The sequence below is a fragment of the Prescottella sp. R16 genome, from assembly GCF_030656875.1.
In the GTDB taxonomy this organism is placed as follows: Bacteria; Actinomycetota; Actinomycetes; order Mycobacteriales; family Mycobacteriaceae; genus Prescottella.
The window spans coordinates 1,876,034-1,901,225 of sequence record NZ_CP130943.1; the positions used below are offsets into that span (position 1 = coordinate 1,876,034).

At 69.2% G+C, this 25,192-nt stretch carries 27 protein-coding genes; 15 read left to right on the forward strand and 12 right to left on the reverse strand.

Annotated elements, in window-relative coordinates:
• Positions 1–67: 67 nt before the first annotated feature.
• The 3 genes from Q5696_RS08880 to Q5696_RS08890 all read right to left on the reverse strand — a co-directional run bounded on the left by Q5696_RS08880 (position 68) and on the right by Q5696_RS08890 (position 3,076).
• Complete coding sequence (locus Q5696_RS08880) at positions 68–1,036, reverse strand: sigma-70 family RNA polymerase sigma factor (RefSeq protein WP_305094811.1); 969 nt, start codon at positions 1,034–1,036, stop codon at positions 68–70.
• Positions 1,037–1,211: 175 nt separating this feature from the next.
• Positions 1,212–2,693 (reverse strand): DUF7782 domain-containing protein, encoded by a 1,482-nt coding sequence (locus Q5696_RS08885; protein ID WP_305094812.1) that lies wholly within the window; start codon positions 2,691–2,693, stop codon positions 1,212–1,214.
• A 26-nt stretch (positions 2,694–2,719) separates the two neighbouring features.
• Positions 2,720–3,076: a DUF3099 domain-containing protein gene (locus Q5696_RS08890; RefSeq protein ID WP_305094813.1), complete on the reverse strand. Its 357-nt coding sequence runs from the start codon at positions 3,074–3,076 to the stop codon at positions 2,720–2,722.
• 77 nt (positions 3,077–3,153) lie between these two features.
• Here Q5696_RS08890 and Q5696_RS08895 point away from each other — a divergent pair, with 77 nt between their 5' ends.
• Positions 3,154–3,390 (forward strand): DUF3039 domain-containing protein, encoded by a 237-nt coding sequence (locus Q5696_RS08895; RefSeq protein ID WP_005513641.1) that lies wholly within the window; start codon positions 3,154–3,156, stop codon positions 3,388–3,390.
• On the opposite strand, the gene Q5696_RS08900 is transcribed toward Q5696_RS08895, so the two are convergent.
• Positions 3,363–4,478, reverse strand: coding sequence for a YihY/virulence factor BrkB family protein (locus tag Q5696_RS08900; protein WP_305094814.1), 1,116 nt, complete (start codon positions 4,476–4,478; stop codon positions 3,363–3,365). The two genes, Q5696_RS08895 and Q5696_RS08900, sit on opposite strands and share 28 nt — an antisense overlap.
• A gap of 203 nt (positions 4,479–4,681) precedes the next feature.
• Here Q5696_RS08900 and Q5696_RS08905 point away from each other — a divergent pair, with 203 nt between their 5' ends.
• The gene (locus Q5696_RS08905; RefSeq protein ID WP_305094815.1) at positions 4,682–6,421 is read left to right on the forward strand and encodes a DEAD/DEAH box helicase; all 1,740 of its coding nucleotides are present in this window, start codon (positions 4,682–4,684) and stop codon (positions 6,419–6,421) included.
• Between the two features lie 108 nt (positions 6,422–6,529).
• Here the strand turns inward: Q5696_RS08905 and Q5696_RS08910 are convergent, their stop codons facing one another.
• On the reverse strand, positions 6,530–6,724 hold the full coding sequence (locus Q5696_RS08910) for a DUF7455 domain-containing protein (RefSeq protein WP_305094816.1): 195 nt from the start codon (positions 6,722–6,724) through the stop codon (positions 6,530–6,532).
• A 232-nt stretch (positions 6,725–6,956) separates the two neighbouring features.
• Here Q5696_RS08910 and Q5696_RS08915 point away from each other — a divergent pair, with 232 nt between their 5' ends.
• Together Q5696_RS08915 and Q5696_RS08920 are read left to right on the forward strand one after the other, a co-directional pair.
• Complete coding sequence (locus tag Q5696_RS08915) at positions 6,957–7,439, forward strand: cation:proton antiporter regulatory subunit (protein WP_305094817.1); 483 nt, start codon at positions 6,957–6,959, stop codon at positions 7,437–7,439.
• A 25-nt stretch (positions 7,440–7,464) separates the two neighbouring features.
• Positions 7,465–8,670 carry a cation:proton antiporter gene (locus Q5696_RS08920; protein ID WP_305094818.1) on the forward strand — a complete coding sequence of 402 codons (1,206 nt, stop codon included), beginning with the start codon at positions 7,465–7,467 and terminating at the stop codon, positions 8,668–8,670.
• 15 nt (positions 8,671–8,685) lie between these two features.
• Here the strand turns inward: Q5696_RS08920 and Q5696_RS08925 are convergent, their stop codons facing one another.
• A complete protein-coding gene (locus Q5696_RS08925; RefSeq protein ID WP_305094819.1) occupies positions 8,686–10,068 on the reverse strand; it encodes an RNA polymerase sigma factor in 1,383 nt (460 codons plus the stop codon).
• A gap of 123 nt (positions 10,069–10,191) precedes the next feature.
• Positions 10,192–10,980: a polyphosphate--glucose phosphotransferase gene (gene ppgK / locus Q5696_RS08930; protein WP_370654885.1), complete on the reverse strand. Its 789-nt coding sequence runs from the start codon at positions 10,978–10,980 to the stop codon at positions 10,192–10,194.
• An 85-nt stretch (positions 10,981–11,065) separates the two neighbouring features.
• On the opposite strand from ppgK, the gene Q5696_RS08935 reads away from it, so the two are divergent.
• Positions 11,066–11,974, forward strand: a complete 909-nt coding sequence (locus Q5696_RS08935; RefSeq protein WP_305094820.1) for an inositol monophosphatase family protein — start codon at positions 11,066–11,068, stop codon at positions 11,972–11,974.
• A gap of 30 nt (positions 11,975–12,004) precedes the next feature.
• Here Q5696_RS08935 and cei read toward each other — a convergent pair whose 3' ends face one another.
• Positions 12,005–12,694 carry an envelope integrity protein Cei gene (gene cei / locus Q5696_RS08940; protein ID WP_305094821.1) on the reverse strand — a complete coding sequence of 230 codons (690 nt, stop codon included), beginning with the start codon at positions 12,692–12,694 and terminating at the stop codon, positions 12,005–12,007.
• 503 nt (positions 12,695–13,197) lie between these two features.
• Here cei and Q5696_RS08945 point away from each other — a divergent pair.
• Positions 13,198–13,500 carry a DUF4193 domain-containing protein gene (locus Q5696_RS08945; RefSeq protein ID WP_005513624.1) on the forward strand — a complete coding sequence of 101 codons (303 nt, stop codon included), beginning with the start codon at positions 13,198–13,200 and terminating at the stop codon, positions 13,498–13,500.
• Positions 13,501–13,548: 48 nt separating this feature from the next.
• Here Q5696_RS08945 and Q5696_RS08950 read toward each other — a convergent pair whose 3' ends face one another.
• Positions 13,549–14,061, reverse strand: a complete 513-nt coding sequence (locus tag Q5696_RS08950) for a DUF3093 domain-containing protein (RefSeq protein ID WP_305094822.1) — start codon at positions 14,059–14,061, stop codon at positions 13,549–13,551.
• A gap of 18 nt (positions 14,062–14,079) precedes the next feature.
• Between Q5696_RS08950 and dut the strand changes: the two genes are divergently transcribed.
• The 3 genes from dut to Q5696_RS08965 all read left to right on the forward strand — a co-directional run bounded on the left by dut (position 14,080) and on the right by Q5696_RS08965 (position 15,967).
• Positions 14,080–14,574 carry a dUTP diphosphatase gene (dut, locus tag Q5696_RS08955; RefSeq protein ID WP_370654886.1) on the forward strand — a complete coding sequence of 165 codons (495 nt, stop codon included), beginning with the start codon at positions 14,080–14,082 and terminating at the stop codon, positions 14,572–14,574.
• A 4-nt stretch (positions 14,575–14,578) separates the two neighbouring features.
• Complete coding sequence (locus Q5696_RS08960; protein WP_305094824.1) at positions 14,579–15,400, forward strand: DUF3710 domain-containing protein; 822 nt, start codon at positions 14,579–14,581, stop codon at positions 15,398–15,400.
• Between the two features lie 99 nt (positions 15,401–15,499).
• Positions 15,500–15,967, forward strand: coding sequence for a PaaI family thioesterase (locus Q5696_RS08965; protein ID WP_305094825.1), 468 nt, complete (start codon positions 15,500–15,502; stop codon positions 15,965–15,967).
• On the opposite strand, the gene Q5696_RS08970 is transcribed toward Q5696_RS08965, so the two are convergent.
• Positions 15,939–16,676: an alpha/beta fold hydrolase gene (locus Q5696_RS08970; RefSeq protein ID WP_305094826.1), complete on the reverse strand. Its 738-nt coding sequence runs from the start codon at positions 16,674–16,676 to the stop codon at positions 15,939–15,941. The two genes, Q5696_RS08965 and Q5696_RS08970, sit on opposite strands and share 29 nt — an antisense overlap.
• Before the next feature lie 179 nt (positions 16,677–16,855).
• Between Q5696_RS08970 and Q5696_RS08975 the strand changes: the two genes are divergently transcribed.
• Both Q5696_RS08975 and Q5696_RS08980 read left to right on the forward strand, forming a co-directional pair.
• Positions 16,856–17,233, forward strand: coding sequence for an OB-fold nucleic acid binding domain-containing protein (locus Q5696_RS08975; RefSeq protein ID WP_305094827.1), 378 nt, complete (start codon positions 16,856–16,858; stop codon positions 17,231–17,233).
• Positions 17,234–17,300: 67 nt separating this feature from the next.
• On the forward strand, positions 17,301–18,014 hold the full coding sequence (locus tag Q5696_RS08980; protein ID WP_305095199.1) for a DUF3159 domain-containing protein: 714 nt from the start codon (positions 17,301–17,303) through the stop codon (positions 18,012–18,014).
• On the opposite strand, the gene Q5696_RS08985 is transcribed toward Q5696_RS08980, so the two are convergent.
• Both Q5696_RS08985 and Q5696_RS08990 read right to left on the reverse strand, forming a co-directional pair.
• Positions 17,958–18,647 carry a potassium channel family protein gene (locus Q5696_RS08985; protein WP_305094828.1) on the reverse strand — a complete coding sequence of 230 codons (690 nt, stop codon included), beginning with the start codon at positions 18,645–18,647 and terminating at the stop codon, positions 17,958–17,960. The genes Q5696_RS08980 and Q5696_RS08985 overlap by 57 nt on opposite strands.
• Positions 18,648–18,700: 53 nt before the next feature.
• The gene (locus tag Q5696_RS08990; protein ID WP_370654887.1) at positions 18,701–19,366 is read right to left on the reverse strand and encodes a potassium channel family protein; all 666 of its coding nucleotides are present in this window, start codon (positions 19,364–19,366) and stop codon (positions 18,701–18,703) included.
• 202 nt (positions 19,367–19,568) lie between these two features.
• On the opposite strand from Q5696_RS08990, the gene Q5696_RS08995 reads away from it, so the two are divergent.
• The 4 genes from Q5696_RS08995 to Q5696_RS09010 all read left to right on the forward strand — a co-directional run bounded on the left by Q5696_RS08995 (position 19,569) and on the right by Q5696_RS09010 (position 25,140).
• The gene (locus Q5696_RS08995; protein WP_305094829.1) at positions 19,569–21,575 is read left to right on the forward strand and encodes an APC family permease; all 2,007 of its coding nucleotides are present in this window, start codon (positions 19,569–19,571) and stop codon (positions 21,573–21,575) included.
• A gap of 8 nt (positions 21,576–21,583) precedes the next feature.
• Entirely contained in the window at positions 21,584–22,849 is a 1,266-nt protein-coding gene (locus Q5696_RS09000) for a class I SAM-dependent RNA methyltransferase (RefSeq protein ID WP_305095202.1), read from the forward strand.
• 192 nt (positions 22,850–23,041) lie between these two features.
• On the forward strand, positions 23,042–23,542 hold the full coding sequence (locus tag Q5696_RS09005) for a MarR family winged helix-turn-helix transcriptional regulator (RefSeq protein ID WP_305094830.1): 501 nt from the start codon (positions 23,042–23,044) through the stop codon (positions 23,540–23,542).
• A 59-nt stretch (positions 23,543–23,601) separates the two neighbouring features.
• A complete protein-coding gene (locus tag Q5696_RS09010) occupies positions 23,602–25,140 on the forward strand; it encodes an MDR family MFS transporter (protein ID WP_305094831.1) in 1,539 nt (512 codons plus the stop codon).
• The last annotated feature ends 52 nt before the right edge of the window (positions 25,141–25,192 follow it).

The following is a 25,192-nucleotide window of genomic DNA, read 5'->3' on the forward strand; positions in this document are numbered from 1 at the left end:
CCGGGTACGGCACCCGAGGGGGAGGGTGCCGTACCCGGCCGGAGGACAGTGCCGGTGACGGGGCAGCTCAGCTGGCGTAGGCGCGCAGGCGGTCGGCCCGTTCACCCTGACGCAGCTTGCCCATCACCTCGCGCTCGATCTGCCGGACCCGCTCGCGGGAGAGACCGAACAGCTTGCCGATCTGGTCGAGCGTGCGGGGCTGGCCGTCGTCGAGGCCGTAGCGCAGCCGGATGACCTGCTGCTCACGCTCGTCGAGGGTGGCGAGGACACTGCGCACATCACTGTGCAGCAGACCCGCGATGACGGCGTTCTCCGCCGACGTCGCCTCCGAGTCCTCGATGAAGTCGCCCAGCGGGGCCTCCTCGTCGCTGCCGACCGGCATGTCCAAGCTCACCGGATCACGGCTGTGATCGAGCAGGTCCGCGATCTTGTGCTCCGGGATACCGGACTCGGCGGCCAGTTCCTCGTCGGTGGCCTCGCGGCCCAACTGCTGGTGCAGTTCCCGCTTGATCCGGGCCAACTTGTTGACCTGCTCGACGAGATGGACGGGGAGCCGGATCGTGCGGGACTGGTCCGCCATGCCGCGGGTGATGGCCTGCCGGATCCACCACGTCGCGTACGTCGAGAACTTGAAGCCCTTCGCGTAGTCGAACTTCTCCATCGCCCGGATCAGGCCCAGGTTGCCCTCCTGGATCAGATCCAGCAGCGGCATCCCACGGCCCGTGTAGCGCTTCGCGAGCGACACCACCAGGCGCAGGTTGGCCTCCAGCAGGTGGCGTCGCGCCGCCTCACCGTCACGCACGATCGTGGCGAGATCCCGCTTCTTCACCGCGGTGAGCCGCTTCTTCGTCGCGAGTACGTGAGCGGCGTACAGACCTGCCTCGATGCGCCGCGCCAGATCGACCTCGTCCGCTGCGGTCAGCAGGGCGGTGCGGCCGATCCCGTTCAGGTAGACGCGAACGAGATCCGCGGCCGGGCTCTGGCTGTCCAGATCGGACGGGGCGATACGGGTGCGAGTGGTGGTGGGGCTTGTCATGACGGGCCTCCTCGTCGGCGTGTCTCATAAGGCTCAACGCTTCGACGGCCCCGGAAAGTTCCCCGGCGCTACCCGTGTCGACCGCCTGTGACCAGCGGTTTCGTTCTCGTTCCCCTGAGAAGTTCCTGAGAAGCCTGCGTCGGGGAACCGACCGGGAACACGCCCCGCAGGTGGCCTATCGGACCGGTTCGATCAGCCCGTGCCGCACCAGCGCGTGCACGAGCGGCACCGCCGCCGCGGCGAGCTCGTCCTCGTCCTCACCGTTCGCGAACGCGAGCAACGTGAGCAGTTCCTCCAACGGCAGCCCGTCCGCCCGCATTCCCGCGAGCAGCGACGCCGCCAGATCGTCGACGTCGTGCTGCCACTGCGGCCCGCCGCCACGGTGCACGCGCGCCACCACCTGGCTCCAACCGTCCTCGCCCGGCAGATACACCCGCTCGAGTGCGGTGTCGGGGCGCACCGTGAACCGGGCGGTCAGCACATCGTGGTCGCGCAGCCAGGTGAGTCGCTCGAAGTAGGCGAGGGCCTCGTCGCCGAGCGGATCCTCGAACCCGTGCCGCAGGTCCTCGCACAGGATGTCCGACGGCGCATCCGTCCGCCGCAGGTACACGAACCCGAACCCGATGCCGTCGACACCGGCCTCCTCGAGATGGTCGAGCCATGCGTTCGCCCGTGCCTCCGTCGCCGGATCGCGTGGATCCGCGCCACCGTCGCGCAGCCACGTCCCCACGTACAGCGCCGGGTCGGCGACGTCCCGCTGGACGATCCACGCGTCCACCCCGTGCGCCGGCAGCCACGAGGCCACCCGATGGCGCCAGTCCTCGCCGTCGACGTGCAGCCACGACGCCAGCATCGCCGCGGTACCACCCGGCACCAGGTGGTCCACCGCGTTCGAGATCATCAGCTCACTGGCGCCGTCGAGATCCAGGCCGGAGTCCCGGTACGAGTGCGTGACCTTCGCTTCACCCACCACGAACGGCGGATTCGCCACGATCCGTTCGAATCGGCGTCCCGCGACCGGCTCGAACCACGATCCCTCGAGGATCTCGAAATCCAGCCCGTTCAGTGCCGCTGTCGCCGCGGTCAACGTCAGAGCCCGCGGGTTGATGTCGGTGACCGTCACCGTTCCCGCGTAGTCGGCGGCCCGCAGTGCCTGGATGCCGCAGCCGGTACCGACGTCCAGGACCGTGCCGGCCGGAGCGGTCGGAGTGCCGCGCAGCAGCGTCATCGACGCTTCACCGACACCGATCACGTGATCGTCCGCGGTGGCGCGGGGCCGCAGCGACCCGTCCAGATCCGACAACGCCCACCGGTTCCCGGTCCCCAGATCGAGCGGCCGCAGATCCAGTTCGGCCCGCACCGTGTCACCGTCCCGCGACACCAGCCCGGCCGCGACGGCGGTGTCCAGGTCCAATGGGTGCAGCGCGGCGGCGACCCCGTCGGCGGGGCAGTCGTCGTCGAGCAGGAACAGACGGATCAGCTGCCCGAGATCGCCACCGGAGCGGCTCGCGCGCCGCGCGGGCACCGGCTCGTGGCGGCTCAGCGCGGCATGCGCGTCGGCCCCGATGAGGTCGACGATCGAATCGATGTCGTAGCGGGCGCGCGTCAGCGCCTCCCGTAGCGGGCCACACGCGGACAGCAGAAGATCACGGTTCACGACTGCATTGTTGCAGCCGGGAACCGTCAACCCTCGATGGTGCGGTGGTTACGGGCCTCGAGGGCGCGCGCCTCGTCACGCCTGTCGTACCTGCTCGGTTCGTCCTTCGACCGTGGGGGTCGATCGTTCGCGATGAGGACCGCGATCCACGGCAGCGGAACCGACGCCGCGATGATGCCGACGGAGATCCACGCGTTGCCGAACGCGCCGTACGCGATCGCCGCGAGAACCAGGGCCGGAACGCGGAACGACATGATCGTCAGATACTTCTTGACCCGGGCCCGATGCTGCTCGTCGATGGACTGTGCGGCCTCGGTGATCAGTGCCGGGTGGCGGGGTGTACCGCTCTCGACGTCGTCGCCGAACCCCGATGTTCTTCCCATGGTCTCCACTGTTGCACTCTCGGTCGTCGAATGCACACGCGGTACCACGGTCTGTGCGGTACGGCATTATTGGTGGGGTGAGCACCTTGACGAAGGAACGTCCCGACACCACCACGGACGAGACCACCGACGACGACACCCCCAAGTTCTTCCACTACGTGAAGAAGAACAAGATCGCCGAGAGCGCCGTGATGGGCACGCACGTCGTCGCGTTGTGCGGCGAGGTCTTCCCGGTCACCAAGTCGGCGAAGCCCGGCTCGCCGGTGTGCCCGGAATGCAAGAAGATCTACGACGGATTGCGCAAGGGCGACTGATCCTCGCAGGACGTCTCCGGTGTGTCGGTGTCGCCGTCGGGGGAAGCTTCGTCCGACGGCGACTCGGACGAGGTCTTCTCCGTGCCGAATCGGATCGGCCCGGTGGCCAGCCGCCGGGTCAGGTTCGTCACACGACCGGCGTCCTCGGACGCGTCGAGGGCGGTCTGTGCGGCGATCCAGTCGCGGACCTGCTCCATCCGGGTCGCGCGGGCCGGCCAGAATTCCTGGACGGTCGCGTTGAATTCGGCGCCCAGCACCACCGCGAACCCGAGGAAGAACGTGAACAGCAGGAACGCGATCGGTGTGGCGAGCGCCCCGTACGTGTAGCCGGTCTCGGCCACCCAGGTCAGATACCAGCGCAGGATCGTGCTGGCCGCCATGAAGAACACGCCGGCGAGCAGCGCCCCACCGAGCAGCCGATGCCACGGCAGCGATCGGGGCAACGCCACCTTGTACAGCGTCGTGAGCCCCACCAGCAGCAGCAACCCCACCGCCGGGTAGTAGAAGGCGTCCACCAGATCGGTGCCCACCTCCCGCCACGGCTCCGGTAGCACCCGCCCGATCATCGTGGGCCCCAGCGCCACGAGCGGAAGCGTGAACACCGACATCACCAGGAACCCGACGTACAGCAGCAACGCGAACACGCGCTGCCACACCGGATGCCGGGCGTCCTGCTGCCCGTGCGCCTCCACGATCGAGTCGACGAACGTCGAGATCGCCGACGACCCCGCCCACAACGACAGCAGGAAACTCAACGAGATCAGCTCCGGCCGCCCCCGCATCAGCACGTCGGTGACCGTCGGCGCGATGATCTGGTCCACCACGTTCTCGCTGAACACGGTGCGGCTGAACGTGACGATCTTCGACTGGATGATCTCGATGGTGTTCGGGCCGAACCATCCGCCGACGTATCCGATACTGCCGAGCAGGCCGAGCAGCAGCGGCGGCAGCGACAGTGTCTGCCAGAACGCGGCGGTCGCCGCCTTCCCGAAGATCGAGTCGTCCCACGCCTTCGACGCGGTACGGCCGACGACCTGCCCGCACCGCCGCAGCGGATGGCAGGGAGTGGGCGTCGGCGTCTCGCTCATGGTGCTCCCAGGATTCCTGACGGCACACCGGGACGCTCGCAGTGGGGCCGCCGTGTCGCCATGAATTCTGCCACCCGGCACGCGGCTGGTGCGGTGTCGCGGCGCCGTGGGCGTTAGGCTCCACGGTGGCCGTCGGACGTGTCCGTGACGTCAGCGAAAGCAAGGAGTGGGGCAACTGTGCGAAGCCTGTGGCGAGGTGCGAAGTGAGCGCTGAACCCGGAAGTGTCGAACGCGCACCCGCTCCCACCGGTTCGCTGCGTGCGTGGCAGCGGCGTGCTCTCACCAAATATCTGGCGACCAAGCCGCGGGACTTCCTCGCCGTCGCCACCCCGGGTGCCGGCAAGACCACGTTCGCGCTGCGGGTCGCGTCGGAGCTGCTGCAGGACCGCACCGTCGACCAGATCACCGTCGTCGCTCCCACCGAGCACCTCAAGCACCAGTGGTCCGAGGCGGCCGCCCGCATCGGCATCGCACTGGACTCCAACTTCTCCAACTCGACCGGGCAGACGTCGTCCGACTACCACGGTGTCGTCGTCACGTACGCGCAGGTGGCGTCGCATCCGTTCAAACATCGCGCGCGCACCGAGGCGCGACGCACCCTGGTGATCCTCGACGAGATCCACCACGGCGGCGACGCCAAGAGCTGGGGCGACGCGATCCGGGAGGCCTACGACGGGGCGACACGCCGGCTCGCGCTCACCGGAACACCGTTCCGCAGCGACGACAGCCCCATCCCGTTCGTCACCTACGAGCCCGACAACGAGGGGCACCAGCGGTCCAAGGCGGACCACACGTACGGCTACTCCGACGCGCTCGCCGACAGCGTCGTCCGGCCGGTCGTGTTCCTGGCGTACTCGGGGGAGGCGCGCTGGCGCAACAGTGCCGGCGAGGAGTTCTCCGCGCGGCTCGGTGAACCACTCAGCGCGGAACAGACGGCTCGCGCCTGGCGCACCGCACTGGATCCGGCCGGTGACTGGATTCCGTCGGTGCTCACGGCCGCGAACACCCGTCTCGGGCAGTTGCGGGCCCACGGCATGCCCGACGCCGGTGGGCTCGTCATCGCCACCGATCAGACGGTTGCCCGCGCCTACGCCAAGCAGCTCGAGACGATCACCGGCGAGATGCCCGCGGTGATCCTGTCCGACGATCCGACGGCGTCGAAGCGGATCGCCGAGTTCGCTGCGGGCACCCAGCCGTGGATGGTCGCGGTCCGGATGGTGTCCGAGGGCGTCGACGTGCCGCGGCTCGCGGTCGGCGTGTACGCCACCAGCGCGTCGACCCCGTTGTTCTTCGCGCAGGCCATCGGACGTTTCGTGCGCCTGCGCACGAAGGGGGAGACGGCGAGCGTGTTCCTCCCGTCCGTCCCGGTCCTACTCGACCTTGCCGCGCAGCTCGAGGCGCAGCGCGACCACGTCCTCGGCAAGCCGCACCGGGAGAAGGACGGCTTCGACGACGACCTGCTCGCCGACGCCAACCGGCAGAAGGACGAGCCGGGGGAGGAGGAGAAGGCGTTCACCTCCCTGGGCGCCGACGCCGAACTCGACCAGGTGATCTACGACGGGTCGTCCTTCGGCACCGCCACGTTCTCCGGGTCCGACGAGGAAGCCGACTACCTCGGGCTGCCCGGGCTGCTCGACGCCGAGCAGATGCGGGCCCTGCTGCGGCAACGCCAGCAGAAGCAGATCGACAAGCCCGACAGCGCGGTCGCGACGGCTCCACCACCGCCGGCCCCGCAGGCGGTGAGCGACCGTGTCGCGTCGGCCGGACAGCTGGCGAACCTGCGCCGCGAACTGAACTCGCTCGTCGCGATGCACCATCACCGGACCGGGAAGCCGCACGGGGTGATCCACGGCGAGCTGCGCCGCACGTGCGGCGGCCCGCCGACCGCGATCGCGACCGTCGACCAGCTCACCGACCGGATCGCGACGCTGCGCCAGTGGTAGAGCCGGCGGCGCAGCGCGGTGCCGGAAACGCCGAAGCGGGTGACCACCGATGGTGGTCACCCGCTTCGGGACGAGGGGACGGTTGCAGCCCGCCCGGTCACTGACCTGCTAGACGGTCGCTTCCGAATCGCTGACGATCGTCGCGTTCATCTCACGGAGACGATCGGCATGCGCGTTGGCGTGGTGCTGGCAGAAGAGAAGCTCTCCTCCGCTCGCGAGCACTGCGCGCACACGGGCTGCTGCACTGCACCGGTCGCACCGGTCGGCAGCGGTCAACGGGGGGCTGGTCAGGGTTCCGGGCATGACTCCTCCGAACTGGCCGCGGGCTCGCCCGCCGCCTGGGGTCTTCCGCCGCGTCGGGGATGACGCGGTAGGTCCACTCTGTCAGACGTTCGGCGGGTTCCGGTTGTTCCCGCTACGTCCACGGTGTGTCCGGTCTGACATTCCCGCCGATTCACCCCGCTGATCTCGCACGATGTGCTCACGGCTGCCGCCGGTGTTCGCTGACAGCAGAGCGAGGAATACCGTTGACCGCATGAACGTGGAAGTGACGCCGCTACCCGGCATCGGGGTCCGCAAGGATTTCGCACTCGCGACGGGCCGCCGAATCGGTGTCGTGGCCCACCGCGACGGCCGCACCGAGCTGATCCTGTCCCGCCTCGACGACCCCGACTCGTGCCTGGCGTCGATTCCTCTCGAAACCGAGGAGGCGTCGGTACTCGCGAACCTGCTCGGGGCGCCGCAACTCGTCGCACAGCTGCAGGAGGAACACCGGGACCTGCCGGGCATCAGCACACGGCAGCTTCCCATCGCCGAGAACTCCCCGTGGGACGGCCGCAGCCTCGGCGACACCGGGATGCGCACCCGCACCGGCGTGTCGGTCGTCGCGGTGATGCGGGCGGGCCAGGTCACACCGTCCCCGGCCCCCGACTTCCTGCTGACCGAAGGCGACCTGCTGGTCGCGGTCGGCACCCAGGAGGGCCTCGAGCAGGCCGCGAAGATCCTCACACTCGGCTGAGACCGACGGGGCGGATCTCGTGGCGTTGACCGGAACCTCACTGGCGCTCGTCGAACTCGGCGCCGTCTTCTTCGCGCTCGGCGTCCTCGGACGCCTGGCCGGGCGGATCGGCATGTCCCCGATCCCGCTGTACCTGATCGGCGGCCTGTGCTTCGGGCAGGGCGGGTTCCTCTCGCTCGGTGACATCGGCGAGTTCACCCGTCTCGCGAGCGAGATCGGCGTCGTCCTGCTCCTGCTGCTCCTCGGCCTCGAATACACGGCCCCGGAACTGGTCACCGGGCTGAAGCGGTCCTGGAGCGCCGGAGTCGTCGACCTGGTTCTCAACGCCGCACCGGGTGCGATCCTGGCGTCGATGCTCGGCTGGGGGCCGGTCGGCGCCCTCGTCCTCGGCGGCGTCACCTACATCTCGTCGTCGGGCATCGTCGCGAAAGTGCTCGGTGACCTCGGGCGGCTCGGCAACCGGGAAACCCCCGTCGTGCTGTCGATTCTCGTGTTCGAGGATCTCGCGATGGCGTTCTACCTGCCGGTCCTCACCGCGGTCCTCGCCGGGGTGAGCCTGCTGGGCGGCCTGAAAGCGGTCGGTATCTCGTTCCTCGTCATCACCGTCGTGCTGGTGGTGGCGTTGCGCTACGGCGCCGTGGTGTCCCGCTTCCTCGACAGCACCGACCGCGAGGTGTTCCTGCTCCGGCTGCTCGGTGCGGCGCTGCTCGTCGCCGGTCTCGCGTCGTCGCTGCAGGTGTCCGCGGCGGTCGGCGCGTTCCTGCTCGGCATCGCGATCTCCGGATCCACGGCCCGCGACGCGACGCAGCTGCTCGAGCCGTTACGCGACCTGTTCGCGGCGATGTTCTTCGTCGTCTTCGGCCTCAACACCGATCCGACGACCATCCCCCCGGTCCTGTTGCCGGCGATCGGGCTGGCGGTCGTGACGACCGGCACCAAACTGCTGACCGGATGGTGGGCGGCGGGGCGGCAGGGGATCGGTGTCATGGGCCGGGCCCGCGCCGGTGCCGCGCTGGTCGCCCGCGGCGAGTTCTCGATCGTCATCGCCGGACTCGCGGTGTCGGCGGGCGCGGTAGAGGGCGAACTTGCGGCACTCGCGACGGCCTACGTGCTGCTGATGGCCGTTCTGGGGCCGGTCGGTGCCCGGGTCGCCGAGCCGATCGTCCGGCTGTTCCAGCGCCCCCGACCGAACGAGGAAGGGGCCCCGAAGGACCCCTTCCTCACCAACTGACGTGCCGTCCGGCCTCTAGTCGAGGTAGTCGCGCAGCACCTGCGACCGCGACGGGTGCCGCAGCTTCGACATCGTCTTCGATTCGATCTGGCGGATCCGCTCGCGGGTGACGCCGTAGACCTGGCCGATTTCGTCTAAAGTCCGCGGCTGTCCGTCGGTGAGACCGAAGCGCAGGCGCACGACACCGGCCTCACGCTCGGACAGCGTCTCGAGCACCGACTGCAGCTGATCCTGCAGCAGTGTGAACGACACGGCGTCGACCGCGACGACGGCCTCGGAGTCCTCGATGAAGTCACCGAGCTGGCTGTCGCCCTCGTCGCCGATGGTCTGGTCCAGCGAGATGGGTTCACGCGCGTACTGCTGGATCTCCAGCACCTTCTCCGGCGTGATGTCCATTTCCTTCGCGAGCTCCTCCGGAGTGGGCTCACGGCCCAGGTCCTGCAGCAGCTCACGCTGGATCCGGCCCAGCTTGTTGATGACCTCGACCATGTGGACGGGGATACGGATGGTGCGGGCCTGGTCGGCCATCGCACGGGTGATCGCCTGCCGGATCCACCACGTGGCGTACGTGGAGAACTTGTAGCCCTTGGTGTAGTCGAACTTCTCGACGGCGCGGATCAGACCCAGGTTGCCTTCCTGGATCAGGTCCAGGAACGCCATGCCGCGGCCGGTGTACCGCTTCGCGAGCGACACGACGAGACGCAGGTTGGCCTCGAGCAGATGGTTCTTGGCCCGGTTGCCGTCGCGGGTGATCCAGTTCAGGTTGCGGCGGTCCGCAGGCGACGGCTTCTCGCCCTTCTCGGCCATCTCGCCCATCTTGAAGGTCGCGAACAGGCCGGCCTCGATGCGCTTGGCGAGTTCGACCTCCTCCTCGGCGTTGAGGAGCGCGACCTTGCCGATCTGCTTGAGATACGCGCGCACCGAGTCCGCGGACGCGGTGAGCTCGGCGTCCTTGCGGGCCTGCCGCAGCGCCTCGGATTCCTCCTCGTCCCACACGAAGTCGCCCGACGCCTTGTCCTTCTCGGACGGCTCGGCGGGCGTCTCGTCGTCGTCCTCGACGACGACGTCCTCGACCTCTTCCTCGACGAGGTCGCCGTCGGCGACGTCGAGGTCGGCCATGTCGATGTCCTCGTCCTCGACGGCGTCGTCGCCGACCTTGGCCTTCTTGGTGGTGGCCTTCTTCGTGGTCTTCTTGGCCGTGGTCTTCTTCGCCGCGGCCTTCTTCGCCGGCGCCTTCTTGGCCGCGGCCTTCTTCGCGGGGGCCTTCTTGGCGGCGGCCTTCTTCGCGGGGGCCTTCTTGGCGGCGGGCGCGCTACCGGTAGTGGCCTCGGCAGTGGAAGCAGTGGTCGCCGAATCGGTAGTGGAATCGGCGGTCTGACGCGTATCGGTGGCTGCCACGTACGCCCTTTCGTGACGGTGTCGTGCGGCGTCACGCCAGAGTGGATTTCCGGCGGAGAGGTCTGTCGGGTTTCGCCGACTCACAGTCGGCCACGATCCATTGTAACGACAGCTCCGAAATCGTTACGGGGCTATGCCCTTTTCCTGCGGATTCGCGGACACCATCGCGGCGCCGACGATGCCGGCGGTATTGAGCAGGGCGGCCGGGACCACCGGGGTACGGTTCTCGAGCCGCGGAATCCACTTGTCGTGCTTGCGGCTGATCCCGCCGCCGACGACGAACAGATCCGGCCACAACAGGTCCTCGTACCGGCGCAGCACCCGGGTGACCTCGACCGCCCAGTCCTTGTAGGACAGGTCTTTCGCATCCTTCACCGACGACGCAGCCCGATGCTCGGCCTCCTTGCCGTCGACCTCCATGTGGCCGAGCTCGGTGTTGGGCAGGAGCACGCCGTCGTGGATGATCGCCGACCCGATGCCGGTGCCGAACGTGAGCAGGACGACGACACCGTCGACGTTCTTCCCGGCGCCGTACCGGTCCTCCGCGAGGCCTGCGGCATCGGCGTCGTTGAGGACCGTCACGGACCGGCCGCCGAGTGCGGCCGAGAACAGGGCGCGCGCGTCGGTGCCGATCCACGCCGGATCGATGTTGGCGGCGGTGCGCGCCACACCGGTGGTGACGACACTCGGCAGCGTGACGCCGACCGGTCCGTCCCATCCGGCGCGGGCGACGATCTCCGCGACGGTCGCGGCGACCGCGTCGGGCGTCGCGGGATGCGGAGTTTCGATCTTGATCCGGTCGACGACGAGAGCGCCGGTGTCCAGATCGACCACCGAACCCTTGATGCCGCTGCCACCGACGTCCACACCGAAGCCGCGCACGCCCACAACCGTCCCCTTCCGCGAAAGCATCGTCTGCGCCGAAACAGTAGTGCGTCAGGGGACGTTCGGGGTCGTGTCGCCGGTGGGTGTCGCCGTGGTGTGGTGCGATACCCGTATGCGTGCATCCGAGAATCCCGTCACCGATCCGACGGTCCCCGACCGGACCACCACCACCGACCCCGCGGTCCTGCGGGACATCGCCGTCACCGTCGCGGAGGCGGCCGCAGCTCTGGCCCGGCGCCGGCGCCCCGAGGTGTTCGGGGTGCTCGGCGCTGCGGTCGCAGCGACCGGTGACGCCGTACAGGCCAAGAGCACCCCGACGGATCCGGTGACCGTCGTCGACACCGAGACCGAGCAGTCGATCCGGGCGAACCTGGCACGGCTGCGGCCACACGACGGCATTCTCGGCGAGGAGGGCGGCGGCGCGGCCGCCACGGCCGGTGTCAGGTGGGTCGTCGACCCCATCGACGGAACCGTCAACTTCCTCTACGGCATCCCGGCGTACGCGGTGTCGGTCGCGGTGCAGATCGACGGGGTGTCCGTCGCGGGTGCGGTCGTCGACATCGCTGCGGGCGTGACGTATTCGGCGGCCCGGGGACAGGGTGCGTCGGTCACCGACACCGCCGGCGGGTCGGGTGTGTTGTCGTGTACGACGGTGACCGACGCGTCACATGCGCTGGTGGCCACCGGGTTCGGCTATCGCGCCGACCGGCGGGCGGCGCAGGGGCGGCTCGTCTCGGCGCTGCTGCCGCGGGTGCGCGACATCCGTCGGATCGGATCGGCGGCCCTGGACCTGTGCATGGTGGCGTCGGGCCGGGTCGACGCGCACTTCGAACACGGGCTGAGCCCGTGGGACTGGGCTGCCGGCGCGCTCGTCGCGGAGGAGGCGGGCGCCCGTGTCCGGGTGCCGTCTCCCGACACGCCCGGCGAGGCCGGTGAGATCGTGGTCGCGACGGCGCCCGGCATCGCGGACGAACTCGAGGCCGTCCTGCGGGAGATCGGGGCGTTCGACCCGGTGCCGTGAGCCCGGGTGCCCGGATGCTCTCCAGGGCGGTCAGCAGCGGGCGGTGCGGGCCGCCTTCAGCAGGTCCGGGTCGAGCGGTGCGGGCGAGCTGCCGGGCATCGGATCACGCAGTGTGCTGAGGACTTCCTCGGCATCCGTGCTGGGCGAGATGCTCTTGGCGAAGTACGTGCCCAGCGCCAGATCGACGGTGTCGTCGGGGCGGCCGTCCTCGACGAGTTCGGCGCACGGCGCCACCAGCCACAGGGCGCTCGCCGCGGCTCGGCCGTTCGCCCCGAACCGGATCTGTCCGTGGCACTGCAGGTTCTGGGCCACGTACACGGGATCGTTGCCGACCTGGACGTCGGGTGCGCTCGCGAAACCGTAGTCGCGGAGCTGGGTGGCCACGTCGGCGGCCTGGCCGCGTTCGCCGTTCGCGTTGAACACGCGCACGTGAGTGGCCGACAGGGGTGCCGGCTGGACGTCGAGGAGGGTGCCGCGGCCCACGACCTCGCCGAGGGGCTGGGGTTCCGGGGCGTCGGCGGGCTGGGACGCCGGGATCACCGGTGCGTTGCAGTCGACGGTCGTCGCGGCAGTCTCGGTGTGGGTGAGGATCCGTACCCACACCGTGACCCCGAGGAGGGCGAGCACCGAGATCAGCGCCACCACGGGGAGGGTGCGTCGTCGTCGGTAGGGGCGGCCCTGATCGTCGGTTGCACTCCCGTCGGTGATCAGTGAAACCACGTTGTGTCGACCTCTCCGTCGGGCACGCGGACCGGGGTCCGCTGAAAATCAGGCTCTGGAAATCTGGCTGCGGAGCGGATGTGGTTCCGGCCACCGATGCCGGGCCGGCTCCGTTCCGGTGCCCACTGTAGATCCCCGGCCGGGAGCCGTTCGGGACGTGGCGTATTCAGGAATGTCTCGATGTGCTGTGCGGTTGGTGACGATTGACGGACAGTTTTCGACGGCGTCCGGTTCGGTTGCCACTTTTCTCGACTCGTCGGCTATTGTCTGGCGGCCCCAGTCGTGAGATCACACGATTTCGAAAGGGTCCGGAGGAGACGGAAGTGAGGTGTAGATCATGTTTTCCGGCGACGATTCCGGGCACTTTCGAGTGTTCCGAGTCGTTATGACAGCCACGGGAACAGATCTGCCGTCACAACGGTTTCCGAGGACCGTCGTCACCGTCACGGTGTCGGCGGAACCGGGCACCGGGGATACATGCACGAGGACGAGGGGAAGAGGAAATGGCAACCGACTACGACGCACCCAGGCGATCGGAGACCGACGAGGTCTCCGAGGATTCGCTCGAAGAACTGAAGGCACGACGCAACGAGGCGCAGTCGGCGGTCGTCGACGTCGACGAGTCCGACACCGCGGAGTCGTTCGAACTCCCCGGCGCGGACCTGTCCGGTGAGGAACTGTCGGTACGGGTGGTACCCAAGCAGGCCGACGAGTTCACCTGCGCCAGCTGCTTCCTGGTGCACCATCGCAGCCGCCTCGCGAGCGAGGAGAACGGCGTGATGATCTGCATGGACTGCGCCGCCTGACATGCACGGAGCAGGTCGGCGTCCTGTCGGGGGACGCCGACGACGGGGTCAGCCGCGTGCGGCGGCCCCACGGCCGATGGCGGCCAGCAGCTCGGCTGGCCGCCTCGTGCTGACCAACCAGTAGGGGGTGGGGTCCTCGGGATCGTCGAGGACCACCAGGACGGTCGTCTTGATCCACGACCGGTTCTGGACGAATGCGGCGGGATCGAGCTGACGGCCCATGGCCGCGCTCTTCGCCGACGGCGGAATCTCCGCGGTCCGCGACACCACGGACAACGGCAGGTGGGCGCGCCCCACCCGGAGTTCGGCATCGGGTCCGTCGAACACCTCGACACGATGCCGGGACGTCCACAACAACGCCCAGACGGGGAACGGGAACAACAGGACGTACGGAAGCCAGGCGCGGATACCGGGGGATCCCATGTGGATCTCGGCGGCCAGTAGGCCGGCGATCAGTAATCCGGCCGGCCACCACCACAACGGAACCCACAGTCGTTCCGAGTAGATCGGGGTGCGGGCATGATCCGGCGTGGCCGGTGCGGGCTGAGACGATTCGGGCACGGTTCCAGAGTAGTCTCGGTGCACGTGAGCGCTCTTCCTGCCGTCGCGCTGAAGCGACTGGACCCCGACCTCCCGCTGCCCCGGCGGGCACACGACGGTGATGCCGGCGTCGACCTGTGCACCACGGTCGATGTGACGATCGCCCCCGGTTCCCGGGTGCTCGTGGGTACCGGTATCGCGATCGCGCTGCCCATCGGCACGGTCGGGTTGATCCACCCGCGGTCCGGTCTGGCGGCCAAGACGGGTCTGTCCATCGTGAACACGCCCGGCACGATCGATGCCGGATACCGTGGCGAGATCAAGGTGTGCCTGATCAACCACGATCGCGAGACGCCGATCGAACTGCGCCGCGGTGACCGCATCGCGCAGCTCGTGGTGCAGAGGGTCGAACTCGTCGAGTTCGTCGAGGTCGACGAACTCGACGACACGGTCCGGGGTGCGGGCGGGTACGGATCCAGTGGTGGGCACGCGAGCCTGGCGGCGCAGAGCGCACCGTCGACGGAAGGGGTCTGAGGTCATGTTCGGACGTCGCAAGAAGAACAGTGCTGCTGCCGAGGGCGTGGACGCCGCTGCCGAGGACGCGGCCGTCGACGGGTACCCGCAGGACGCCGACGAGACGTCGGACCGTGCCGGTGGGCCCTACGACGTGGGCGAGCTCCCGGAGGAAGCGGAGCCGTCGGCCACCCGCCTCGATCTGGGGTCGGTGCTGCTGCCGATGCCCGACGGCGCCCAGCTGCAGGTGGAGATGACGCCGGAGGGTGCTCCGCAGGCCGTGCACCTGGTGACCCAGTTCGGGCGGGTGACGGTGTCCGCGTACGCGGCGCCGAAGTCGCCCGGCCAGTGGCGTGAGGTGGCATCCGAGCTCGCCGAGTCGCTGCGCGCCGACAACGCCGACGTGTCCGTCGAGACGGGGCCGTGGGGCCGCGAAGTGGTCGGGGTCACCGCGAACGCCGACCTGCGCTTCGTCGGTGTCGACGGGCCGCGCTGGATGATCCGCTGTGTCGTCGCCGGCCCGTCCGGCAACGTCGCGGCCGGTACCCCGCTGGTGGAGATCGCGCGAAGGGTGCTGGCGGACACGGTCGTCCGGCGTGGCACCGAGCCGCACCCGGTGCGGACGCCACTTCCGGTGGTGCTGCCGGAGGTGCTGGTGCAGCAGCTCGTGGCCGCTCAGCAACAGCAGCAGGCGCAGCAGCTCGCACAGCAGCAGGCGGCGATGCAGGCGCAGCAGGAGGCGGCCGCCCAGCAGTCTGCCGGGGCTCCGTCGCAGAACGGGTCCGTACCGCCGGAGCCGCCGCGCCGCGGCGAGTCGGGCTCGGCGATGCAGCAGCTCGGGTTGTAGTCCGCGGCCGCGGGCCGTTACCTCCGAGGTAATCGACGCCGGTACTTCGTGCGCGCAGGCTGGGTTCCGACCGAGCCGCACCACACGAGGAGTACGACCGTGAACACCTCCGTCGCATCGCACACCGCCACCGCATCGAACACCACCACCGTGAGCCGGACGGCCCGGGAGTGGATCGAGGGGGTACTCGTCGCGTCGCCGGTGGCGCGGCATCTCGGCCTGCGGACGGTCCGTGCCGAAGTGGACCGGGTGGACCTCGCCCTGGACTTCCGGGACGACCTCACGACGGTGCCCGGGGTGCTGCACGGTGGTGTCCTCGCGACCCTCGTCGACACGGCGGCCGCAGCGGCGTCGGCCAGTGGCCTCGACGAGGCCGACCCTGCCGCCGGTGGCGCCACGACCCACCTGAACGTCACGTTCGTCACGGCGGCCACCGGCCGGCACCTGACCGCGACCGCCGTGGTGACGTATCGCACCCGGTCGACCACCCACTCGACCGTCACCGTCCGCGACGTCGACGGCACCCTCGTCGTGACCGCTACCGCGACGAGTCGGATCTTCCGCTGAGGGCCACTGCCGCGCTCAGGGACGCCCGGCCGAGCACGCCCGGATCGGCGCCGACCTCGTCGAGTGTCAGTTCCGACAGCGCGGCGTTCGGTAGCACCGTCGCCCACTCCTTCGCCACCGTGAGGGGGTGGACGGCGTCGTCGACGGCGGCCGCGATGCCCACGGGCACGTCGAGCCGGGCCAGGTCGTCGAGGTCGGGTGCCCGGTAGTGGGCGGCCTCCTCGAGCGCCGACGGCAGATCCGGCCACTGTGAGCGCCAGGACCGGGTGAGTTCGGCGGCGAGCCACGGCGGACTGGACGCGGCCATCTCCGCGGTGACGGCGTCGAGTCCGTCGGCGCGCAGGCGGGCCGCGGTGAACAGGGCACTGCCGGCCGCGGGGGTGTCGGTCGGTGTCCCCGTCCAGGCGGGTAGGGCGGCGAGGACGGCCACGGTCCGGTCCGGGTGGTCGAGGGCCCAGGCGAGAGCGACGGCGGCCCCGATGGACACTCCGCCGACGACGATCGGGCCGTGGCGGTCCGCGGCGGCGTCCATCGCGTCGCGGTAGCTGCCGACGACGCGACGCGGGTCGGGGTCGACCGCGATCACCGTGATCCCGGCGCCGGTCAGGGCGGGTCGGAACGCGCGGTCGGCGAAGTTCGCGTCGGACCCGGTTCCGGGTAGGACGACGGCTGTCGTCGCGTGTGTTCCGGGCCACGTGTGCTGCTGCATGAGACGATCTTGCACTGCCGTTTCCGGGGGGCCGAGGACGGCTGTGGTTGTCCGCTCGCTTTGGGGATACAGTGGCCAGCAGAAGACCATCCGATAACCCCCAACCCGGGCCGCACGGGCCCCGTCGAGCATCATCGTCGCGGCGCACGATCTTCCGCCGCCACGTCCAGGAGCGCGTTATGGCACCCGCCGCGACAGGCTATTTTCGCCGGCTGACCCGCAGACTCACCGAAGACCTCGAGCAGTTGGATGCCGAGGAGATGGTGGAGACCGCTCAGGCGTCCGGCGCGACCCGGGCCTGCGACTGCACCCGCGGTGAGGAGGTCACGATGCTCGGCCGGCTGCGGAGTGTCGAGGCCTGTCCCAAGTCGGCGAACGCGAGCGTCGAGGCCGAGTTCTTCGACGGCACCGATCCGGTGACACTGGTGTGGATCGGACGGCGTCGTATTCCGGGCATCGAGCCCGGCAAGACGTTGATGGTGCGGGGCCGGATCGGGGACCGGGACGGCCAGAAGGTGATCTTCAACCCCTACTACGAGCTCCGCGGCGAATCCTGACTGTTTCGCCCGGTCCGGGACCGAGGTGTCCCGGATATGGCACCCTCGTCGTGTGAGCGAGACGCGTGTGAGCGAACCCCGACAGCAGACGATCCTCGACCAGCTCGGTGGTCTCAGCGGGCTGGTGTACTCGACGCTGCCGATCCTGGCGTTCGTTCCCGCGAACAGTATCTGGGGGCTGGCGCCGGCGGTGTGGATCGCGCTCGGTGTCGCGGCCGCGATCCTGGTGTGGCGCATCGTCCGCCGCGGCCCGATCCAGCCCGCGATCTCCGGTTTCCTCGGTGTCGGCGTGTGCGCGTTCATCGCGTACCGCACCGGGGACGCCAAGGGCTACTTCCTGTTCGGCATCTACACGAGCCTCGCGTACGCCGGGGTGTTCGTGATCTCGATCCTGGCCCGGTGGCCGCTGGTCGGCGTGATCTGGGGTTACCTCAACGGTCATCGCAACGCGTGGCGCGCACACCCGGTCGCGGTCCGCGCCTACGACATCGCGACGCTCGCGTGGGCACTCGTGTTCGCCGCGCGTTTCGTGGTTCAGAACCGGTTGTACGACGCCGATCAGACGGGTTGGCTGGCGTTCGCCCGGATCGCGATGGGCTGGCCGCTCACCGGGGTCGTGCTGCTGGTGACGGTGTGGGCGGTGCGGCGCGCCGACCGAGCCGTCGAACCGGCACCGGATCCGGCCGAGATCTCCGGGATCGCGGCCGGTGAGGACGGTGGGAACTCAACCGTCGACGGGGCCGGAGCCTCCGGGGGTGCCGAGTCCGACCGCGACACGTAGGTCGTCCTCGACCTCGACGGACGCCACGAACAGCAGTTCGTCGCCGCCTTCGAGCGGGTCGTCGGGCTGCGGGACGATGACGCGTCCGCCGCGCAGGATCGTCACCAGTGCGGCGTCGCGCGGGAGCCGCATCTTGCGGACGGGTTTGCCGGCGAGCGCGGTGTCGTCGGGCAGGGTGATCTCGACGAGGTTCGCCTGGCCCTGGCGCAGGGTCATCAGCCGGACCAGGTCACCGACGGTGACCGCTTCCTCGACGAGCGACGCGAGCATCCGCGGCGTCGAGACCGCGACGTCGACGCCCCACGACTCGTCGAACAGCCATTCGTTGCGCGGGTCGTTGACCCGAGCCACTACCCGGCCCACCCCGAATTCGGTCTTCGCGAGCAGGCTCAGCACGAGGTTGGCCTTGTCCTCGCCGGTCGCGGCGATCACCACGTCGTACGTCTCGAGCTGGGTGGTTTCGAGCAGGCTCAGTTCGCACGCGTCCCCGAGGACCCATTCGGCCTGCGGGATCGTGTCGGGTTCGAGATGGTCGGGTTTGCGTTCGAGCAGCATCACGTGATGGTTGCTGCGGACGAGTTCGCGGGCGATGGAGCGGCCTACGGCGCCGGCTCCTGCGATGGCCACTCTCATCGGAGGCATCCAATCGGGTAGTCGAGCGAGGGAGGGGGATGACCGTGGTGATGTCAGTCGTCGGAGGGCGGCGGGTTGCCGGCCAGGGCGACGGCTTCGGCGACGGTGCCGGCGACGGCCGCGACGTACACCTGGTCGTCGGACTGGATGACGGTCTTGCGGTCGGGGAGGATCCCGGTGCCGAAGCGGATGAGGAACGACACCCGGGACGACGTGGCCTCCTCGAGGTCGGTGATCTTGCGGCCCACCCAGTCCTCGTGCAGTGCGAGTTCGGTGACGACGACGGTGCCCGACGGGTCCCGCCATTTGGCCATCTGGTCGTCCTGCTGCAGGGCGAGCATGAACCGGTCGGTGGTCCACGGCACGGTCGCGATGGTGGGGATGCCGAGCCGCTCGTAGACGGCGGCGCGTTTGGCGTCGTAGATGCGGGCGACGACCCGCTCGACGCCGAACGTCTCGCGGGCGACGCGGGCGGAGATGATGTTCGAGTTGTCGCCGGACGACACGGCGGCGAACGCCTCGGCGCGTTCGATGCCGGCGCGGACCAGGACGTCCCGGTCGAAGCCCATCCCGACCACGGTGTGGCCGGAGAAGTCCGGTCCGAGGCGGAGGAACGCGCTCGGGTCGCGGTCGATGACGGCGACCTCGTGGCCGATCCGGCTCAGTGCGGTAGCGAGGGACGAGCCGACCCGGCCGCATCCCATGACGACTACGTACACCCGTCCACTCCGTTTCTCGTTGCGGTCACCGGCGGGATGCCGCCGATGTCGGATCGAACGGTACCGCGCCGGGAGGGCGGTGCACGGCAGCAGTCGGTTCCGGCGTCGTGTGGGCCCGGTGGAGGGGATCGGAAAAGCGGAGGAATCGCCCACTGCGCCGCCCTGGTCCCGCACGGGCACGGGGACGGCTTACGCTTTGGCGGTGTCGAAGGTTTCCACCGCTGCGAAGCGGCTGATTCTGGGGCGACCGTTCCGGAGCGACAAGCTCGGACACACGCTGCTGCCCAAGCGGATCGCGCTCCCAGTCTTCGCGTCGGACGCGATGTCGTCCGTCGCCTACGCACCGGAAGAGATCTTCCTGGTGCTGTCCGTGGCAGGTATCTCCGCCTACGCGTACACCCCGTGGATCGGATTGTCGGTCGCGATCGTGATGGCGGTCGTGGTCGCCAGCTACCGGCAGAACGTGCACGCCTACCCGTCCGGTGGCGGCGACTACGAGGTGGCGACGGTCAACATCGGCCCGAACGCCGGGCTGACGGTCGGCAGTGCGCTGATGGTCGACTACGTGCTCACCGTTGCGGTGTCGATCTCGTCGGCGGCGTCGAACATCGGGTCGGCGGTGCCGTTCGTCGCCGACCACAAGGTGCTGTTCGCGGTGGCCGCGATCGTGCTGCTCACGGCGATGAACCTGCGCGGCATCCGCGAGTCCGGCACGATGTTCGCGATTCCCACGTACGCGTTCATCGTCGGCATGCTGCTCATGCTGGTGTGGGGGTTCGTGCGGATCTACGGATTCGGTGACGACGTGCACGCCGAGTCCTCCGGTTTCGATCTGCAGGCCGAGGACTCGCACCTGTACGGCATCGCGTTCGCGTTCCTCATCGCCCGCGCGTTCTCGTCCGGATGTGCCGCTCTGACCGGTGTCGAGGCGATCAGCAACGGGGTGCCGGCGTTCCGGAAACCCAAGTCCCGGAACGCGGCGACGACGCTGCTGCTGCTCGGCACGTTCGCGATCGTGCTGCTGATGGGCATCATCATCCTGGCGCAGAAGATCGGCATCGTGTACGCGCACGATCCGGCGACGCAGCTCGTCGGTGCCCCCGACGACTACCACCAGAAGACGCTCATCGCGCAGCTCGCGGGCGCCGTGTTCGACGGGTTCCCGATCGGCTTCTTCTTCATCGCGATCGTGACCGCCCTCATCCTGGTGCTCGCCGCGAACACCGCGTTCAACGGATTCCCGGTCCTCGGATCGGTGCTCGCGCAGGACCGCTACCTGCCGCGGCAGCTGCACACCCGCGGCGACCGCCTCGCGTTCAGCAACGGCATCCTGTTCCTGTCGGGTGCGGCGATCGCGTTCGTGATCGTGTTCGGTGCCGAGGTCACCAAGCTCATCCAGCTGTACATCGTCGGGGTGTTCGTCTCGTTCGTGTTGAGCCAGACCGGCATGATCCGGCACTGGACCCGGCATCTGAGGTCCGAGACCGATCCGGCGCAACGCCGCCGGATGCAGCGGTCCCGCGTCATCAACTCGATCGGCCTGGCGATGACCGGTGCGGTGCTGGTGATCGTGCTCCTCACCAAGTTCGCGGCCGGGGCGTGGATCGCGATCGTCGCGATGATCGCGATCTTCGTGCTCATGAAGTCGATCCGCCGGCACTACGACGGTGTCGCCGCCGAACTCGACGAGCAGGAGTGGGACGGGGTGCTGCCGAGCCGCACCCATTCGATCGTGCTGGTCTCCAAGATGCACATGCCGACGATGCGGGCCCTGGCGTACGCGCGGGCGACCCGCCCGGACACGCTCGAGGCGATCACCGTGAACGTCGACGATCCCGACACCCGGGCGCTGGTCCGGGAGTGGGAGAAGAGCGATATCACGGTGCCGCTCAAGGTGATCGAGTCTCCGTACCGTGAGGTCACCAAGCCGGTGCTCGAGTACGTGCGCCGGGTGCGCCGCGATTCGCCGCGTGACGTGGTGACCGTGTTCATTCCCGAGTACGTCGTCGGTCACTGGTGGGAGCAGTTGCTGCACAACCAGAGTGCGCTGCGCCTGAAGAGCCGGCTGCTGTTCCAGCCGGGGGTGATGGTCACGAGTGTGCCGTGGCAGCTCAGTTCCTCGGAGAAGGCCAGGGAACGGGCCCGGAAGACGAATTTCGACAGTGCGCCCGGCGCGATCCGACGTGGCCTCGATGTGGAAGGCAAGTGAGCGAGACCGTGAGCGAGAACTGGACCGGACGCCGACTCGAGGTCGAACTGGGTAATCCCGGGCACGGCGGGTTCTGCGTCGCCCGGCACGAGGGCCGGGTGCTGTTCGTGCGGCACGGGCTGCCCGGAGAGCGGGTGATCGCGCACGTCACCGAGGACCGTGGCGGCTCGTTCTGCCGGGCCGACGCCGTCGAGATCCTGGTGCCGTCGGACGATCGGGTCGACCCGCTGTGCCCGATCTCCGGGCCGGGCGGGGCCGGTTGTTGCGACTACTCGCATGCGGCTCCGGCCGCGCAGCGGGCGATGAAGTCGTCCGTCGTCGCCGAGCAGTTGCGGCGGATCGCCGGCGTGGACGTCGATGTCGCGGTCGAGGAACTGCCCGGCACGGGCGACGGGACGGGGTGGCGGTCGCGGGTGCGGCTGGCCGTCGATTCCGCGGGCCGGCCCGGCTTCCACAAGTACCGGAGCCTCGAGATCGAGACGTTCCTGGCATGCCCGCAGATCGCGCCGTCCGCGTACAGCGGGCTGTCCGAGCGGTCGTGGCAGCCGGGCGCCGAGGTTCAGGTGGTGCTCGATGCGGCGGGGGAGCGGCACGTCGTGGAGGTGGCACCGCCGAAGGTGTCGCGCACGGGACGGCGCAGCCCGGGCCGGCGCGGGGCGACCGCGCGACGGGCGGCGTCGTCGGGGAGTCGGGCCGAGCACGTCGTCGTCGGAACGGGGCGGGTGCTCGAGCGGGTCGGTGACCGGGAGTGGACGTTGTCGGCGACCGGGTTCTGGCAGGCGCACCGGGGTGCTGCCGCCACGTATTCGGCGGTGGTGGGGGAGTGGGCGCAGGCGTCGGTCGGGGCGCGGGTGTGGGACCTGTACGGCGGTGTCGGGGTGTTCGCGGCGACGCTCGCCGGCCAGGTCGGCCCGACGGGTCGTGTCGATTCGGTGGAGTTCTCGCGGCAGGCCGTCGCGGACGGCACTGCGGCGCTCGAGGATCTTCCGCACGTGCATCTGCACGCGGCCCGGGTGGAGCGGGCGTTGCACGAACTGCCGGCCCCCGAGGTGGTGGTCCTCGATCCGCCGCGGGCCGGGGCGGGACGCGAGGTCGTGGCGGCCGTCGCGGCGGCGGAGCCCGAGCGGATCGTGCACATCGGGTGCGATCCGGCGTCGTTCGCGCGGGACGTCGCGCTGTACCGCGAGCAGGGGTACCGGTTGGAGCGGGTGCGGGCGTTCGACGCGTTCCCGTCGACCCATCACGTCGAGTCGCTGGCGCTGCTGACGCGCTGAGCGGGTGGTCGAGGGCGGGATCGGAGTGGTTCTCGCCACAGTGACGCTGCGTGGTCGCCGGATCTGTGCAGGTCAGAGGCCATGTGGTCAGGTTTGTCGCGTTTGCGAAGTAATTGCTTGAGGTACGCAACTATCTCTATAGTTGCGTTCTGCAAGTAATTCGTCAGTCCTTATGAGGATTCGGGGTATCCGATGGCTGTCCAAGCCGATACCGCCCAGGCGCTCGTCGACGCGATCTTCCTGTTCGGCCGGTCGCTGCGCGCGGCCGTCGCGAACAGCGTCGACGACCCGGTGGCACCCGCGCTCGTCGCGGTCCTGGTCGCGCTCTCCGTGCGGGGGCCGTGCCGGCAGAACGAACTGGCCGGCGCGTTGTGCCTGAGCCAGTCGGCGCTGAGCCGGCAGCTGACCGAACTGGTCGACGCCGGGCTCGTCGAACGCCGGCCCGACCCGGACGACCGACGGGCGTTGCACGTCCAGGTCACCGAGAAGGGCACCGAGGTGCTGCGGGAGACGAAGAAACGCAGGTCCGCGCACCTGCGTGGACGGCTGGGCGACTGGAGTCAGGACGAAGCCGCCGCGGCGTTGACGCTCATCGAACGTCTCACCGTGTCCCTGGCGCCGAGAGCCGAGTCGACACCGGACCGCGAATCCATACCGCTAACCGCCGATCACTGTGGGAGTTCACTTCGATGACGACATCGACATCAGTGGGGGAGAGCCGGGCAGGTACCGGCCGCACGGCCCAAGAGCCTATGACCCACCGCCAGATCCTCGAGGTCCTCGCCGGCCTCATCGCAGCCCTGTTCACGGCGCTGCTCAGCACGACCATCGTCGCCACCGCGCTGCCGACGATCATCGGTGACCTGAAGGGCACCCAGACGCAGTACGCGTGGGTCATCACGACCGCGCTGCTCGCCAACGCCGCATCCACCCCGATCTGGGGCAAGCTCGCCGACCTGTTCAACAAGAAGATCCTGGTCCAGAGCTCGATCGTGATCTTCGTGGCCGGGTCCGTGATCGCCGGTTTCTCGCACAACGTGCCCGTCCTGCTGGTCGCGCGCGTCGTGCAGGGCATCGGCATGGGCGGTCTGACCGCGCTCGTCGTCGCGATCATCGGCAGCATCATCCCGCCGCGCGAACGCGGCCGTTACTCCGGCTACATGGGTGCGGCGATGGCCGTGTCGATGTCCGGCGGCCCGATCCTCGGCGGTGTGATCGTCGACAGCCCTCTCGGGTGGCGGTGGACGTTCTTCGTGTGCGTCCCGCTGGCCGTGATCGCCCTGTTCCTGCTGCAGCGCACCCTGCACATCGCGACCGAGCGCAAGGAGGACGTCTCCATCGACTGGTGGGGTGCCACCCTGCTCACCGCCGGTGTCAGCGTCCTGCTGGTGTGGGTGTCGTTCGCCGGCAAGGCCGACTACTACGCATGGTTCTCGAAGGAATCGGCGATCTACGTCGGCGTCGGTGTGTTGCTGCTGATCGCGACCGTGATCGTCGAATCCAAGGTGAAGTCGCCGATCATCCCGTTGTCCATCATCACCGAGAAGACCACCGGTCTGGCGATCATCGCGTCGGTCGCGGTCGGTGTCGGCATGTTCGGTGCCACCACGTTCCTCACCCAGTACTTCCAGACCGCGCGCGGCAACAGCCCCACCATCGCCGGCATCCTGACGATCCCGATGGTGCTCGGCATGCTGATCTCGTCGGTCGCCTCCGGCCAGCTGATCACCCGATTCGGCAAGTGGAAGCCGTTCATCGTCGGCGGCGCCGTGCTCCTCGTCGTCGGTTTCGGTCTGCTGTCCACGATCGACCACGCCACCAGCCTGTGGCTGATCGGCGTCTACATCGCGATCGTCGGTGTCGGTGTCGGCAGCCTCATGCAGAACCTGGTGCTCGCGGTGCAGAACACCGTCAGCGTGCACAACATCGGTGCCGCCAGCAGTTCGGTGGCGTTCTTCCGCACGTTCGGCGGCGCGATCGGCGTGTCGGTGCTCGGCTCGGTCCTCGCGACCCGCGTCGCCGACCTGTCGGCGGAGGGGTTCGCGAAGCTCGGTATCGACACCCACTCACAGGGCAACGGCGGCAACCTCGACCTGGCGTCCCTGCCGGAACCGGTCGCGGAGATCATCCGCGCCGCGTACGGCGACGCGACCGGACGCCTGTTCCTGGTGTCGGCGATCGTCGCACTCATCACCCTGGTGTGCGTGATCTTCGTGCCGAACACGCCGCTGCGCAAGACGATCGACATCGAGGAGTCGGCCGAGGAGCCGGCCGAGGAGATCACCGTCTGATCGGTTTCCCGCACCACGCACCACGGCCCGCAACCCTGTCCGGTTGCGGGCC

Coding starts and splice junctions, on each gene's coding strand:
- Q5696_RS08880 (WP_305094811.1), bottom strand. CDS start 1,036: ATGACAAGCCCCACCACCACTCGCACCCGTATCGCCCCGTCCGATCTG.
- Q5696_RS08890 (WP_305094813.1), bottom strand. CDS start 3,076: ATGGGAAGAACATCGGGGTTCGGCGACGACGTCGAGAGCGGTACACCC.
- Q5696_RS08900 (WP_305094814.1), bottom strand. CDS start 4,478: ATGAGCGAGACGCCGACGCCCACTCCCTGCCATCCGCTGCGGCGGTGC.
- Q5696_RS08910 (WP_305094816.1), bottom strand. CDS start 6,724: ATGCCCGGAACCCTGACCAGCCCCCCGTTGACCGCTGCCGACCGGTGC.
- Q5696_RS08915 (WP_305094817.1), top strand. CDS start 6,957: ATGAACGTGGAAGTGACGCCGCTACCCGGCATCGGGGTCCGCAAGGAT.
- ppgK (WP_370654885.1), bottom strand. CDS start 10,980: ATGCTTTCGCGGAAGGGGACGGTTGTGGGCGTGCGCGGCTTCGGTGTG.
- Q5696_RS08935 (WP_305094820.1), top strand. CDS start 11,066: ATGCGTGCATCCGAGAATCCCGTCACCGATCCGACGGTCCCCGACCGG.
- Q5696_RS08945 (WP_005513624.1), top strand. CDS start 13,198: ATGGCAACCGACTACGACGCACCCAGGCGATCGGAGACCGACGAGGTC.
- Q5696_RS08960 (WP_305094824.1), top strand. CDS start 14,579: ATGTTCGGACGTCGCAAGAAGAACAGTGCTGCTGCCGAGGGCGTGGAC.
- Q5696_RS08970 (WP_305094826.1), bottom strand. CDS start 16,676: ATGCAGCAGCACACGTGGCCCGGAACACACGCGACGACAGCCGTCGTC.
- Q5696_RS08975 (WP_305094827.1), top strand. CDS start 16,856: ATGGCACCCGCCGCGACAGGCTATTTTCGCCGGCTGACCCGCAGACTC.
- Q5696_RS08985 (WP_305094828.1), bottom strand. CDS start 18,647: ATGAGAGTGGCCATCGCAGGAGCCGGCGCCGTAGGCCGCTCCATCGCC.
- Q5696_RS09005 (WP_305094830.1), top strand. CDS start 23,042: ATGGCTGTCCAAGCCGATACCGCCCAGGCGCTCGTCGACGCGATCTTC.
- Q5696_RS09010 (WP_305094831.1), top strand. CDS start 23,602: ATGACCCACCGCCAGATCCTCGAGGTCCTCGCCGGCCTCATCGCAGCC.